Genomic DNA, 12660 nt, shown 5'->3' with positions numbered 1-12660 from the left:
GGCGAAGATGCCCGCGATGAGGAACTCGCGGTAGCCCTCCGCGTTGCCCTGGCCGGCGATCGCGCCGCCGAACACGTACGCGAAGAGCAGCACGAACATGATGGGCGACAGCGTGGTGAAGACCAGCAGCTCGGGGACCCGTTTGATCTTGATCAGGTTGCGCCGGGCGACGACGAACGAGTCGGCCATGGTCGAGACGATGCTCATGAGGCTTCTCTCTTCTGTTGCGCGGCGTGGCCGGTGAGGGACAGGAAGACGTCGTCGAGCGTCGGTCGGCGAAGTCCGGCGTCGTCGACCGCAATGCCGTTGTCATCGAGCAGGCGCAGGGCCTCGCGCAGCACCGAGACGCCTCCCGTGACAGGCATCAACAGTCGTCGCTGCTGCTCGGCGAGCTCGGGGGCCCCGACGCCCAGCGGCTGGAGCAGTCGTCCGGTGGCCTCGAGGGTCGTGGGATCGGTGACAGTGATCTCGAGCCGCTCGCCTCCGACCTGGCCCTTGAGCTCGTCGGACGTTCCCTTGGCGATGATCCTGCCGTGGTCGATCACGACGATCTCGTCGGCGAGGAGGTCGGCCTCCTCGAGGTACTGGGTGGTCAGCAGCAACGTGGTGCCACCGGAGACGAGGTCCTGGATGACCGACCACATGTCGGTGCGGCTGCGCGGGTCGAGGCCGGTCGTCGGTTCATCGAGGAACAGGACAGACGGTGCGGCAACGAGCGAGCCGGCGAGGTCGAGGCGTCGTCGCATCCCGCCGGAGTAGGTCTTGGCAGTGCGGTTGCCAGCGTCCTCGAGGTCGAACTGGGCGAGCAGCTCGCGAGCCCGCTCGCGGCTCCGCTTGCGGCCGAGGTGGTAGAGCCGCCCGATCATGTCGAGGTTCTCGAACCCGGTGAGGTACTCATCGACGGCGGCGTACTGACCCGACAGGCCGAGACGTCCGCGCACCTGGGCGGGGTGGGCGAGGACGTCGATGCCGGCAACCTCGGCGGTGCCGGAGTCGGGCCGCAGCAGGGTCGTGAGGATGCGTACGACAGTGGTCTTGCCCGCACCGTTGGGGCCCAGCAGACCGAGGACCGTGCCGGTCGGCACCGTGATGTCGACGCCGTCGAGCGCGGTGACATCGCCGTACTTCTTGACGAGTCCGGTCGCCCGGATGGCTGCCTCCAGACGGGGTTGTCTGCCGTCATGCTGCTCGTCTGCCATGGTCAGCAGCCTAGCGAGAACTGCGGTCAGATGGAGACTGCGGAATATGTAAAACTAATTTAATGTTGAACTATACTGTTGTGTGTTGTTGAAGACCAAAAGCAATAAGGAGAGCATCATGCCTGCCGTCACCGTTGCCGACTGGACCGTCCTGCCCCGCGTGATCGCGGCGCCGACGCAGACCGAGGATCGCGCGCCGATCAGCGTGACCACGGGCCCCCAGGGGTTCGAGGGCGAGGGATTCCCCGTTCGCCGCGCCTTCGCCGGTGTCGACCCGGCACGGCTCGACCCGTTCATCCACATGGACCAGATGGGTGAGGTCGAGTACGAGCCCGGCGAGCCCAAGGGCACCCCGTGGCACCCGCACCGCGGCTTCGAGACCGTCACCTACATGGTCGACGGCGTCATGGACCACCAGGACAGCCATGGCGGTGGCGGGTCGATCACCGACGGCGACACCCAGTGGATGACGGCCGGCAGCGGCCTCCTGCACATCGAGACCCCGCCGGAGTGGCTCGTGGCGAAGGGCGGCACGTTCCACGGCCTTCAGCTGTGGGTCAACCTGCCCAAGGCCGACAAGTGGCTCCCGCCGCACTACCAGGACATCCGGGCAGCCGACGTCGGGCTGGCCTCGACCCCTGATGCCGGCGCGCTGCTGCGGGTGATCGCCGGCACTCTCGATGGTGTGGAGGGTCCGGGCTCGACCCATACGCCGATGGCCATGGTCCACGCGACGGTGTCGCCCGGTGCGGAGATGACCGTGCCGTGGCGCACCGACTTCAATGCCCTGGTCTACGTCATGAGTGGGTCCGGTCACGTTGGTCGCGGCCGTCGTCCGGTCAGCTCGGGCCAGCTCGCGGTGCTGGGCCACGGTGAGACGATCACGGTCGGTGCCGACCAGCAGCAGGACAACCGGCACCCGGCTCTCGAGGTCGTGCTGCTGGGCGGCCTGCCGATCCGCGAGCCGATTGCGTGGGCCGGGCCGTTCGTGATGAACACCAAGGCCGAGGTCATGCAGGCTTTCGAGGACTTCCAGAAAGGCCGCCTCGGCTCCATCCCGGCCGTACCGCACGCTGACGTGCACGGGGAGATGCTTTGACGCCTCGGACGCCCAGAGACTGAGAGACTGAGAGACTCAGACACCCAGAGATTCAGGCGTCAGTCGTCAGGGCGGCCGGGCTGTCGTCCTCGGGGATGACGAGCGCGGGGTCGAATATGCCTCCGCCCTGCCACGACTCCAGCCTCCAGCCCTCCGCGGTCGACCCGTGGAGCACCGCGTAGCCAGTGTTGGCCACGTAGTTGGTGCGGAAGAACTCGGCGTCGACGTCAACGGTGCGGGTGCCAACCCACGCGCGGATGATCGCGCCGTGGCTCACGAACGCCACCGTTCCGTGGCCGAGGGCCTCGACCTCGGCGATCACCTCGTCGTAGCGGCGTAGAACCTCATGACCGTTCTCGGCGCCGGGCATGCGGACGTCGAGGTCGCCGTCGATCCAGCTCAGGAAGGTCGAGACGTAGCGGATGACCGACTCGCGGGCGGTGTGACCCTCGAGGTCGCCGGAGTCGATCTCCCGCAGCCCGTCGCGGACCTCGGTCGACAGTCCCTTTGCCTGGGCCAGCGGCCCAGCGGTGATCTGCGAACGCACCTGCGTGGAGGTGAAGATCGCGCCGATGTCCTCGTGCGCCAACGTGACGGGCAGAGCCGCAGCCTCCTGCTCACCGAGCTTGGTGAGACCAGGTCCCGGAACTGTCGACTCAAGCACTCCGTCGACGTTCGCGGGGGTCTGGCCGTGTCGGATCAGGATGAGACGCATGCTCCGAGCCTACGGATAGGCTCGCGCGCATGGCTGTACACGTCGGCGCGATCGACCAGGGCACGACGAGCACGCGGTTCATGATCTTCGACCTCGAAGGACACGAGATCGGCCGGCACCAGCTCGAGCATGAGCAGATCCTGCCCCGCGCCGGCTGGGTCGAGCACGACCCGCACGAGATCTGGGAGGCGACGCAGGACGTCATCGGCAGCGCACTCGGCAAGGCGGGAGTGACGGCTCCCGACCTCGCCGCGATCGGCATCACCAACCAGCGGGGGACCGCCGTGGTGTGGGACCGGCGCACGGGGGAGCCTTACTACAACGCGATCGTGTGGCGGGACACTCGCGTCACCGCCGGGGGCAGGATCCAGTGGATCCTGGAGAACGTCGACGGGGTCCGCGCCGACGCCGAGGCCGGGCATGCGATCTTCGGCACCATCGACAGCTGGCTGATGTGGTGGCTCACCGGCGGTCCTGACGACGGCCTGCACCTGACTGATGTCACCAATGCGAGCCACACGATGCTGATGGACCTCGAGACCCTCGCGTGGGACGGCAACCTGCTTGACCTGCTCGGCATACCGGCGTCGATGCTGCCGCAGATCAGGTCCTCATCAGAGGTCTACGGACACACCGTCGCCGACGGCCCCTTCGGCGGCGAGGTGGCCGTTGCCGGTGACCTCGCGGACCAGCAGGCCACGATGGTCGGCCAGGTCTGCTTCGAGCCCGGCGCGCTCAGCAACATCTACGGCACCGGCATGGACACTGGCAACGTCCTGATGCTCAACACAGGCTCCGAGATCGTGGGGGCGACGCGTGGGCTGATCACGACGGTCGCCTACAAGCTCGGTGACCGGCCGGCCGTCTACGCGCTCGAGGGGTCGATTGCCGCCACCGAGTCGCAGCGGCCCGTCCCGATGTCCGACAGGGCCGAGATCGAGGCGATCTGCCACGAGAGCAAGGACCTGCTTGACGTGATGGTGGTTGCCGCGCACCTCGACCCGACCACGATGCGGGTTGCTGGCGGCGTGACGTCCGACGAGCGGTGGATGCAGATCCAGGCGGACGTCCTGGCGGTGTCGGTGGTCCGCCCGGTCGTGGCGGAGGCGGCGGCGCTCGGTGCCGCCTGTGCGGCGGGTCTTGCCGTCGGCAGCTGGTCGACGACCGACGATCTCGTCGCCAGCTGGAACGAGTCGGCACGCTGGGAACCCACCTGAACAGGCAGGGGTCACGAGCCGGTGCACGGGTGCGTCGACGTGGAGCGAGGCGCGTCGTCGCTCTGTGAGTCGCTGCGCTCACCGGCCTACTGATTGACTGCAGGTATGCGATCGGTTGCACTCTCTCCACAGAACCGCCAATCCGCTCTCGACGCCATGGCGTCGGAGCCGCTCGACGTCCTCGTCATCGGTGGCGGGGTGGTGGGCGGAGGTGCGGCGCTCGATGCGGCGACCCGCGGCCTGTCCGTCGGACTGGTCGAGGCGCGCGACTTCGCCTCCGGTACGTCCAGCCGGTCGAGCAAGCTCATTCACGGCGGTCTGCGGTACCTCGAGATGCTCGACTTCCGCCTCGTTGCCGAGGCCTTGGGCGAGCGCAGCCTGCTCCTCGACAAGCTGGCCCCGCACCTCGTACATCCGGTGCCGTTCCTGTATCCCCTGACGCACCGGTTCTGGGAGCGGTTCTACGCCGGGTCGGGGGTCGCCCTGTACGACACGATGGCGCTTCTCTCGGGCCGCTCCCGCGGGGTGCCGCACCACCGCCACCTCACTCGTCGCGGCGCCAGGAGGCTCATGCCTGCGCTCAAGAAGGACGCGCTGATCGGTGCGCTGCAGTACTACGACGGTCAGGTCGACGACGCCCGGCACACCATGTTCCTCTCCCGCACCGCCGCGGCCTACGGGGCGCACGTCGCGAGCCGCACCCGCGTCATCGGGTTGTTGCGTGAGGGCGACCGGGTGACCGGTGCCACGGTCAAGGACCTCGAGTCGGGCAAGGAGTTCGACATCCTCGCCAAGCAGGTCGTCAACGCCAGCGGGGTCTGGACCGACGAGACCCAGGCACTGACCTCCGAGCGCGGCCAGTTCCACGTCCGCTCCAGCAAGGGCGTGCACCTCGTGGTGCCCCGTGACCGCATCCGGGGCGAGTCCGGCCTGATCCTGCGTACCGAGAAGTCCGTCCTGTTCGTCATTCCGTGGGGCCGGCACTGGATGATCGGCACGACCGACACCGACTGGTCGCTGTCCAAGGACCACCCTGCCGCGAGTCGCAGCGACATCGACTACCTGCTGAAGCACGTCAACACAGTGCTCATCGAGCCGCTGACGCACGAAGACGTCGTCGGTGTGTTCGCAGGCCTGCGTCCCTTGCTGGCGGGCGAGGACGAAGCCACCAGCAAGCTGTCCCGCGAGCACGCGGTCGGCACGAGCGTCAAGGGTCTTGTCGTCGTCGCCGGCGGCAAGTACACGACCTACCGGATCATGGCGAAGGATGCCGTCGACGCTGCGGTGCACGGCATGGCCACCCAGCTCGACCGGCACGCGCCGGACTCGGTGACCGAGGACGTCCCGCTGCTCGGCGCCGACGGCTACGAGGCGTTGTGGAACCAGCGGCACCAGATCTCGAAGACCTCGGGTCTCGGGGTGGGACGCATTGAGCACCTGCTCCACCGCTACGGCTCCCTCATCGATGAGGTGCTCGACCTGGTTGCCGAGAGGCCCGATCTCGGCAAGCCGCTCAGCGGCGCTGACGACTACCTGCGTGCCGAGATCGTCTACGCGGCATCCCATGAAGGGGCCCGTCACCTCGACGACGCCATTGCCCGCCGAACCCGCATCTCGATCGAGACCTTCGACCGTGGCACCGACGTCGCCGAGGAGGTGGCCCAGCTCATGGGTGGCGTTCTCGGGTGGACTGCGGCCCAGAGCGACAACGAGGTCGATCACTACCTGAAGCGGGTCGCGGCGGAGCGTGAGAGCCAGACGATGCCCGACGACGCGACGGCTGATGCAGCCCGTATGGGCGCCGAGGACGTGGTTCCGATCTCAACGAAGGCGGCCGATGCCGCGCGGCCCGTGACTGATGGCTGAGGAGACCGTCGCCGACTACGACATCCGTTCGCCCGCGTCGCGCACGTTCCTCACGGTCGTGGGAACCCTGGTCGTGGTGGTGGTCGTGGCGGGGCTCGTGATCGGGGCCTCGATCCTGATGCGCGAGACAAAGGTGTCGACAAGCGTCGTCGATCTCGGCGACTCGGGGCAGATCATCGTCGATGCGACATCGGCAGACATCACGGTCAGGGAGGGTGACGCTGACGTCGTCAAGCTCGTCGCCAAGGTCACCAGCGGGGTTCGCAAGACCAGCTATCGCCTGGGCCGACGCGGCGACGTCATCAAGGCGGAGTCGGGGTGCCAGAGCTGGCTCTCGCCCGGGTGCGGCGTGTCGATCGTGCTCGAGGTGCCCAAGGGCCTGCCCCTCGTCGTCAACACCGCATCGGGCGACATCAGGGCGGGTGACATCCAAGAAGGCGTGCTGACGGTGTCGTCGTCGAGCGGTGACGTCAAGGTGGACGGCCTGTCAGTCGATGAGTTCTCCGCCCAGACCGGGTCAGGTGACATCAGCGCGGTCTTCGCCGACCAGCCGTTCGCCTTCAAGGCGACGACCGACGACGGGGACATCATGGCGTCGATCCCGACGGGGAGGCGGACCTACGACATCACGGCGAGGTCGAAGTCGGGCACGGTCGCCTCGACGATGGATTCGGACAAGAATGGCGAGGGCTTCATCCGGGCGACGACCGGCAGCGGCAACATCCGACTCAGCCCGAGCTAGCCACCTGAGCGAGACGCCCGAACAGGTACCCGGCACGACGAAGCCCCCGATCCTTGCGGAACGGGGGCTTCCGTGGGGTGGATGACGGGGCTTGAACCCGCGGCCACCGGCACCACAAGCCGGTGCTCTACCAACTGAGCTACACCCACCACGCGTGCCGAGCATGCGCCCGACACGGTGACGCCAAGTCTAACGCAGGCCCGAGCGGGTTCAGACCGGGCCCGTGACCGATCCGGTGACCTCGGCAGCGATGGCCTTCGCAGTCTCGGTGTCGATGCCCGGATCTGGGGTGAACACGGCTCTGCGGTAGTAGCGCAGCTCCTCGATGCTCTCCTGGATGTCGACGAGTGCGCGATGGTGGCCGGCCTTGGCAGGAGCGGCGAAGTAAGCCCGCGGAAACCACTGTCGTGAGAGCTCCTTGATCGAGGAGACGTCGACGACGCGGTAGTGCAGCCAGCCCTCGAGCTCGGTCATGTCGCGCGCGAGGAAAGCCTTGTCCGTGCCGATCGTGTTGCCGGCCATGGGCGCCTTGCGCGGCTCCTTCACGAACTCGCGGACGTAGGCCAGCACCTGCTCCTCGGCTTCGCGCAGCGACAGGCCGGCGTCGAGCTCGGTGATGAGGTCGGAGCTCGTGTGCATCTGCCTGACGAAGTCGCCCATCTGGTCGAGCGCCGCCTGGGGCGGCTTGATGACGAGGTCGACACCGTCGCCCAGGACGTTCAGGTCGAAGTCGGTGACGAGCGCGGCCACCTCGACGAGCGCGTCCGCCTCGAGGGAGAGTCCGGTCATTTCGCAGTCGATCCACACCAGCTTGTCGTTCACGTCGTGCACACTACTGCTCCACTGAGGCAGTGCATCCCGCGACGCCGCGCTCCGCCGGGCTTCGCCGCGGCCGGTACCCTCGTGAGGAACCTTCAATCATCGCGCCGCGTTGGTCAGAGTGGTGACCGCCCGACACAGGAGACAGCAGTGAGCAACGAACGCCAGCAGCGTGCCGCCCGAGCCGAGCAGATGCGCAAGGAGCGGGAGAAGGCCGATCGCAAGCAGCGCAACGTCATCACGATTGCCATCGTCGCGGTCGTCATCGTCCTCATCGGGGTCGGCGGCTATGCCATCAAGTCGACGAGCGACAAGAACTCGACCGTCAGCGAGGTGATCCAGCCGGCCAACAGCACCAAGGACTACTCGGTCCTCTACTCCACCAAGGCCGTCACGGGCACTGCCGCGACGAACCCCGTCACCGTGACCGCGTACGAGGACTTCCAGTGCCCCGCCTGCCGCTCGTTCGAGGAGCAGAGCGGTGCCTTTTTGGCCGACCTCGTCGACAAGGGCGAGGTCACGATGGAGTACCGACCCATCTCGTTCCTCGACGACTCGAGCAACGGCAACAAGTACTCCAGCCGTTCGGGCAGCGCCGCGATGTGCGTGCTCGACAAGGGCGGCATCAAGACTTACAAGAAGATGCACGACATCCTCTACGCGAATCAGCCCAAGGAGGGCACGAACGGGTTGCCGGACACCTCGCTCCTAGACTTTGCGAAGCAGGCCGGTGTCACCGGCATCGATGCGTGCATCAAGTCCGAGAAGTACGTCCCGTGGCTCGACAAGGCGACCCAGGCCTCGCGTGACGCCAAGGTGTCTGCGACGCCGACGATCCTCGTCAACGGCAAGACAGTCGCGTCACCCACCGTGGCCAACCTGCAGAAGGCCATCGCCGCCGCCAAGAAGGCCTAGCCGCAGCTCGTCCTTCGTCCGAGGGGCCGGTCAGGCTGAGGTCAGAGGGTGAGTCCGATGGCGTAGCCCAGTGCCGCTGCCCCCACGCTGAGCACCAGCATCCCGATCGCGCTCGCGGCCGCTGCTCCGAGGCGCCGATCGAGCGCCAGGTGTGCGGTCTCGACGCTCGCGGTGCTGAAGGTCGTGTAGCCGCCGAGGAAACCTGTGCCGGCGACCGTGTGCCACGTGTCGCTCGCACCGAGTCCGACGAGCAGCCCCAGCAGCAATGAACCGGAGACGTTGATCAGGTGCGTCGACCACGGGAACCGGGACGACACGCGAGGACGCATCCACGCGTCCAGCGAGTAGCGGGCGCCCGCGCCCAGGCCTCCGGCGAGCGACAGCCACAGGGCGATCATCGAAGCACCGACCGGGCTGCGGCGACACCGGCGAGTGCGGCCAGGAGTCCGGCGAGCACGGACCCGACGGCATACGAGAGGCCAAGGGCGAGGTGGTCGCCGCGCAGCAAGGTGTCGGTCTCGACGGCGAGCGCGCTGTACGTCGTGTAACCGCCGAGGAAACCGGTGCCGAGCAGCAGGCGGAGCGGGTGGCGTGGCGACGCGCCGCCGTCACGGACCAGCAGCGTGGCAAGGAGCGCGCCGAGCGCGAACGAGCCGGTGATGTTGACCAGGAAGGTGGCGACGGGAAACAAGCGATCGGCCAGGCCCTCGTCGACGAGGTACCGGGTCAGCGTCCCGAGGGCACCGCCGAGCGCCACGGTCACACATGACTTCACGCTCCCATTAGACCGTGCAGCAGGCTGGGCCCGGTTGCCACCGTCACGAGGGCACGGAGTCGCTTCAGGTGGAGCAGCCCTGAAACGTCTCCGACGTCGCCGGAATTGGTGTTCAGCGTCTGAAGGGATAGGTTCCTGCGAAACACGTGTACCGCACCTTCCCAAGATCGCAACCACTGGGAGAACGAACATGGGGATCTCCAGCCCCAGGAATCACACGCCGGTCGAGCAGCCGGACAATCAGCTGAACCCGCGTCGCGCCTTCGTCGCCATTCTCGTGGTTGGCGTGGCCATCGCCCTCGTCGTAGCCCCATCGGCTTGGGCGGGGCGGCCGACGAGCACCACACCTCCGCCGGTCGAGCAGCGCACGGTAGGGCTCGCAGTCGCTGGCGCACCGACCGACCTGTCCGAGGTGCTGGCGCTCCAGACGAAGACCGGCGCGGACATCGACCAGGTCACGTTCTACGCGGCATGGGCCAAGGGGGGAGACTTCCCCCCCGCCGACGCGTCGCGGATCGCCGCCGCCGGCGCAGTTCCGGAGCTCACGTGGGAACCCTGGGACCCCTCCGGTGGAACCAGCCAGCCGGCCTACGCACTCGACCGCATCACTGCCGGCGACCACGATGCCTACCTCGCCCGGTGGGCCAAGCAAATCAAGACGTGGGGCAAGCCCCTGGTGCTCCGCTTCGCGCACGAGATGAACGGCGGCTGGTACCCCTGGGCCGCGGGCACCAACGGCAACACCGCGGACGACTACGTAGCTGCGTGGCGGCACGTCGTGGACGTGTTCCGCCGTGCCAAGGTGACGAACGTGACCTGGAGCTGGTCGGTCAACGTCCCGTACGCGGGTTCCACACCTCTCGCCTCGCTCTACCCCGGCGACACCTACGTCGGCCGGGTCGGACTGGACGGTTACAACTGGGGTACGACACAGCCGTGGTCGAGCTGGCAGTCCTTCGGAGACATCTTCGGACCCGGCGTCGCCGAGCTCGACTCGCTCTCCACGCGCCCGGTGCACGTCACCGAGACCGCAGCGCCAGAAAACGGCGGTGGTGACAAGGCCGCATGGATCTCGGACATGTGGGCCTGGCTCGACGCTCATCCCGAGGTTCGCGGTGTCACATGGTTCTCGCTCCTGAAGGAGGCTGACTGGCGTGTCGACAGCTCCGACGCCTCGCTGAACGCGTGGGCTGCGGGCGCCCGCACGTTCTGATCCCCAGTTCGTTCTGATCCCTAGTTCGTAGGTCCCCGAACAGGTCACACCTGAGGGCGACACAGACCGTGTCCGACCAGGTCGGACAGTAACCGGATCCGTCGCGACCGCATCGACGAGACCGGCGCGCATACGTGATGGCGTCAGACACGTCGGATCAGTCTGTTCAGGTGGTGATCAGGTGGCGTGCTCGAAACTTGGACGCATGGTGAAACCCTCCGAAATGACCGCCGTGACCCATCCGATGTTGAACAAGGTGCCGGAAGTGACGGTGTACTTCTGGATCATCAAGATCCTGTGCACCACTGTCGGGGAAAGTTTCGCCGACTACATCAACGAAACTCTGGGGTTCGGCCTCACGAACACCACCGTCGTCTTTTCAGCATGCTTCGTCGTCGTGCTTGTTCTGCAGTTCCGCCGAAACCGATACGTGCCCGGCATCTACTGGCTCGCAGTGGTTCTTGTCAGCGTTGTCGGAACGCTTCTCACCGACAACCTCACTGATGCACGCGGCGTCCCGCTGGCGGTCAGCACGCTGGTGTTCGGCGTGCTGCTGGCCGTCGTCTTCGGGATCTGGTACTTCCGAGAGAGGACGCTCTCGATCCACACCATCGTCACCACCCCGCGTGAGGCGTTCTACTGGCTCACTGTTCTCGTGACCTTCGCGCTTGGCACTGCCGCAGGAGACTGGACCCTCGAACTGACCGGTTGGTCTCCCGGCATAGCGATCCTGCTTCCCCTGGGCCTGATCGTCGCTGTGCTCGCGGCCTGGAAGATGGGAGCCGGCCCAGTCTTGTCGTTCTGGTTCGCGTACATCCTCACGCGTCCGCTCGGCGCCAACATCGGCGACTTCCTCGCTTCTCCACGCGGCGACGGAGGTTTGGGCCTCGGCACGTTCGGCACAAGCCTCGTGTTCCTCGCCACCATCCTTGCGGTCGTCATCTATCTCACGAAGACCCAAGCGGACCGTACCGACACGGTTCACCAGCCCCGCACGTAGTTCCACCAACAGCTGAAGCTCGCCAGATTCTCAGAGAAAGCGGTACTCGTCATGCATCCGAATGGAATCACTCGTGTCCTCATCGTGACCGACCATCCAGAACCACCCCCAGAACTAATTCTTGCGATGCAACGCCGAGCAGATGTGGGCGCGGTCCAGTTCCGCGTCATCGTGCCCAATCCAGCACAGGCCGAACTTCACCTGCTACATCCAGAGCGACACGAAAAGGCACGGGAAGCCGAACAGGTCCTCCTCAGCGCGCTCCCTGAGCTCGAGGTCGCCGCTGGCGGGCGGGTGCTCGGATCGGTCTCGGTACGCCACGACCCGATGGATGCGATCGAGGAGACGCTCTTCAGCGAGCCGATCGATGAGATCATCCTGGCGGTTGCTCCTCACGGCCTTGCGACCCGGCTCCACCTGGACCTGGCACATCGACTCCAGCATTTCGGCCTGCCCATCACGGTCATCACGAACGACGACATCCAGCAATGACCGTCTTGGCTCCCACCAGAGATCTCTTGGGAGGTCATCTGGCGCGCCCGGCAGGATTCGAACCTGCGACCTAGAGATTAGAAGGCTCTTGCTCTATCCGTCTGAGCTACGGGCGCCCTGGGCTCTCACGCCCAGCTCCAGCCTATCGGCGGACGTCGACGCGGTCGCGCATCCCCGGCGCGGGGGAGCGCCATGCCCTACGATTTGCGGGTGACAGACGTGACTGGGGGCCAGATCCCTGCCACACTCCCCAAATATCGCGAGACGATCCGTCAGCGTGGCCGCACCCCGTTGCTGATCCTGTTCATCCTCATCGCGATCGCCGGCGTGGCCGGTGGTACTGCCATCTCGCTCAGCGCGGGTGACCCTGCCGGGGCGGGCCTCTCGGTCTTCTACGCGTTCATCCCGTTGCCGCTGTTGTTAATGGCCTACTGGTGGCTCGACCGCTACGAGCCGGAGCCGCGCCGCTACAAGTTCGCCGCCTTCGTGTGGGGCGGTGTCGTTGCCGCCAGCATCGCCCTCAGCCTCCAGATCTTCATCCAGAACACCTTCAACCTCACCGACGACACCATGGCCTCGATCGTTGCACCGCTCACGGAGGAGCCGGC

The 12660-nt window shown here is 66.7% G+C and carries 13 protein-coding genes, 2 tRNA genes and 2 pseudogenes; 9 read left to right on the top strand and 8 right to left on the bottom strand.

Annotation, left to right across the window (positions count from 1 at the left end; all coding sequences use genetic code 11):
- Both H7290_RS10050 and H7290_RS10045 read right to left on the bottom strand, forming a co-directional pair.
- A pseudogene (locus H7290_RS10050) lies at nt 1-207 on the bottom strand (ABC transporter permease); the annotation flags it as partial.
- Entirely contained in the window at nt 204-1199 is a 996-nt protein-coding gene (locus tag H7290_RS10045) for an ATP-binding cassette domain-containing protein (protein ID WP_290513878.1), read from the bottom strand. The gene H7290_RS10045 and the pseudogene H7290_RS10050, both read right to left, overlap by 4 nt.
- A gap of 118 nt (nt 1200-1317) precedes the next feature.
- Between H7290_RS10045 and H7290_RS10040 the strand changes: the two genes are divergently transcribed.
- On the top strand, nt 1318-2298 hold the full coding sequence (locus tag H7290_RS10040; protein ID WP_290513877.1) for a pirin family protein: 981 nt from the start codon (nt 1318-1320) through the stop codon (nt 2296-2298).
- A gap of 52 nt (nt 2299-2350) precedes the next feature.
- Here H7290_RS10040 and H7290_RS10035 read toward each other — a convergent pair whose 3' ends face one another.
- Nucleotides 2351-3013, bottom strand: a complete 663-nt coding sequence (locus H7290_RS10035; RefSeq protein ID WP_290513876.1) for a histidine phosphatase family protein — start codon at nt 3011-3013, stop codon at nt 2351-2353.
- A 29-nt stretch (nt 3014-3042) separates the two neighbouring features.
- Here H7290_RS10035 and H7290_RS10030 point away from each other — a divergent pair, with 29 nt between their 5' ends.
- The 3 genes from H7290_RS10030 to H7290_RS10020 all read left to right on the top strand — a co-directional run bounded on the left by H7290_RS10030 (nt 3043) and on the right by H7290_RS10020 (nt 6838).
- Nucleotides 3043-4230 carry an FGGY family carbohydrate kinase gene (locus tag H7290_RS10030; protein ID WP_290513875.1) on the top strand — a complete coding sequence of 396 codons (1188 nt, stop codon included), beginning with the start codon at nt 3043-3045 and terminating at the stop codon, nt 4228-4230.
- A 105-nt stretch (nt 4231-4335) separates the two neighbouring features.
- A complete protein-coding gene (locus H7290_RS10025; RefSeq protein ID WP_290513874.1) occupies nt 4336-6096 on the top strand; it encodes a glycerol-3-phosphate dehydrogenase/oxidase in 1761 nt (586 codons plus the stop codon).
- Nucleotides 6089-6838 (top strand): DUF4097 family beta strand repeat-containing protein, encoded by a 750-nt coding sequence (locus H7290_RS10020; protein ID WP_290513873.1) that lies wholly within the window; start codon nt 6089-6091, stop codon nt 6836-6838. The genes H7290_RS10025 and H7290_RS10020 overlap by 8 nt, the downstream gene beginning before the upstream one ends.
- A gap of 73 nt (nt 6839-6911) precedes the next feature.
- Here the strand turns inward: H7290_RS10020 and H7290_RS10015 are convergent.
- A tRNA-His gene (locus tag H7290_RS10015) sits at nt 6912-6987 on the bottom strand.
- Between the two features lie 61 nt (nt 6988-7048).
- The gene (gene orn, locus H7290_RS10010; RefSeq protein ID WP_290513872.1) at nt 7049-7660 is read right to left on the bottom strand and encodes an oligoribonuclease; all 612 of its coding nucleotides are present in this window, start codon (nt 7658-7660) and stop codon (nt 7049-7051) included.
- A 147-nt stretch (nt 7661-7807) separates the two neighbouring features.
- On the opposite strand from orn, the gene H7290_RS10005 reads away from it, so the two are divergent.
- Nucleotides 7808-8572 carry a thioredoxin domain-containing protein gene (locus H7290_RS10005; RefSeq protein ID WP_290513871.1) on the top strand — a complete coding sequence of 255 codons (765 nt, stop codon included), beginning with the start codon at nt 7808-7810 and terminating at the stop codon, nt 8570-8572.
- Nucleotides 8573-8613: 41 nt separating this feature from the next.
- Here the strand turns inward: H7290_RS10005 and H7290_RS10000 are convergent, their stop codons facing one another.
- On the bottom strand, nt 8614-8970 hold the full coding sequence (locus H7290_RS10000; RefSeq protein ID WP_290513870.1) for a CrcB family protein: 357 nt from the start codon (nt 8968-8970) through the stop codon (nt 8614-8616).
- Entirely contained in the window at nt 8967-9347 is a 381-nt protein-coding gene (locus H7290_RS09995; protein ID WP_290513869.1) for a CrcB family protein, read from the bottom strand. The genes H7290_RS10000 and H7290_RS09995 overlap by 4 nt, the downstream gene beginning before the upstream one ends.
- 190 nt (nt 9348-9537) lie before the next feature.
- On the opposite strand from H7290_RS09995, the gene H7290_RS09990 reads away from it, so the two are divergent.
- The 3 genes from H7290_RS09990 to H7290_RS09980 all read left to right on the top strand — a co-directional run bounded on the left by H7290_RS09990 (nt 9538) and on the right by H7290_RS09980 (nt 12052).
- The gene (locus H7290_RS09990; protein ID WP_290513868.1) at nt 9538-10560 is read left to right on the top strand and encodes a glycoside hydrolase family 26 protein; all 1023 of its coding nucleotides are present in this window, start codon (nt 9538-9540) and stop codon (nt 10558-10560) included.
- Nucleotides 10561-10765: 205 nt separating this feature from the next.
- A complete protein-coding gene (locus tag H7290_RS09985) occupies nt 10766-11560 on the top strand; it encodes a hypothetical protein (RefSeq protein WP_290513867.1) in 795 nt (264 codons plus the stop codon).
- Between the two features lie 84 nt (nt 11561-11644).
- Nucleotides 11645-12052 (top strand): hypothetical protein, encoded by a 408-nt coding sequence (locus tag H7290_RS09980; protein WP_290513866.1) that lies wholly within the window; start codon nt 11645-11647, stop codon nt 12050-12052.
- A gap of 39 nt (nt 12053-12091) precedes the next feature.
- On the opposite strand, the gene H7290_RS09975 is transcribed toward H7290_RS09980, so the two are convergent.
- Nucleotides 12092-12168, bottom strand: a tRNA-Arg gene (locus tag H7290_RS09975).
- A gap of 94 nt (nt 12169-12262) precedes the next feature.
- Here H7290_RS09975 and H7290_RS09970 point away from each other — a divergent pair.
- Nucleotides 12263-12660: pseudogene (locus tag H7290_RS09970) on the top strand (hypothetical protein); the annotation flags it as partial.

This window comes from Aeromicrobium sp., from assembly GCF_014378035.1.
Taxonomy (GTDB): domain Bacteria; phylum Actinomycetota; class Actinomycetes; order Propionibacteriales; family Nocardioidaceae; genus Aeromicrobium.
Note: the sequence above shows the minus strand (reverse complement) of the source record. Positions and strands in the feature narration are given on the sequence as shown.

What these genes read in the sequence shown, in the direction of transcription:
- H7290_RS10025 (WP_290513874.1), top strand. Translation starts at nt 4,336, where the DNA reads ATGCGATCGGTTGCACTCTCTCCACAGAACCGCCAATCCGCTCTCGAC.
- H7290_RS10020 (WP_290513873.1), top strand. Translation starts at nt 6,089, where the DNA reads ATGGCTGAGGAGACCGTCGCCGACTACGACATCCGTTCGCCCGCGTCG.
- H7290_RS10030 (WP_290513875.1), top strand. Translation starts at nt 3,043, where the DNA reads ATGGCTGTACACGTCGGCGCGATCGACCAGGGCACGACGAGCACGCGG.
- H7290_RS10040 (WP_290513877.1), top strand. Translation starts at nt 1,318, where the DNA reads ATGCCTGCCGTCACCGTTGCCGACTGGACCGTCCTGCCCCGCGTGATC.
- H7290_RS09990 (WP_290513868.1), top strand. Translation starts at nt 9,538, where the DNA reads ATGGGGATCTCCAGCCCCAGGAATCACACGCCGGTCGAGCAGCCGGAC.
- H7290_RS10000 (WP_290513870.1), bottom strand. Translation starts at nt 8,970, where the DNA reads ATGATCGCCCTGTGGCTGTCGCTCGCCGGAGGCCTGGGCGCGGGCGCC.
- H7290_RS10045 (WP_290513878.1), bottom strand. Translation starts at nt 1,199, where the DNA reads ATGGCAGACGAGCAGCATGACGGCAGACAACCCCGTCTGGAGGCAGCC.
- H7290_RS10035 (WP_290513876.1), bottom strand. Translation starts at nt 3,013, where the DNA reads ATGCGTCTCATCCTGATCCGACACGGCCAGACCCCCGCGAACGTCGAC.
- H7290_RS09985 (WP_290513867.1), top strand. Translation starts at nt 10,766, where the DNA reads ATGGTGAAACCCTCCGAAATGACCGCCGTGACCCATCCGATGTTGAAC.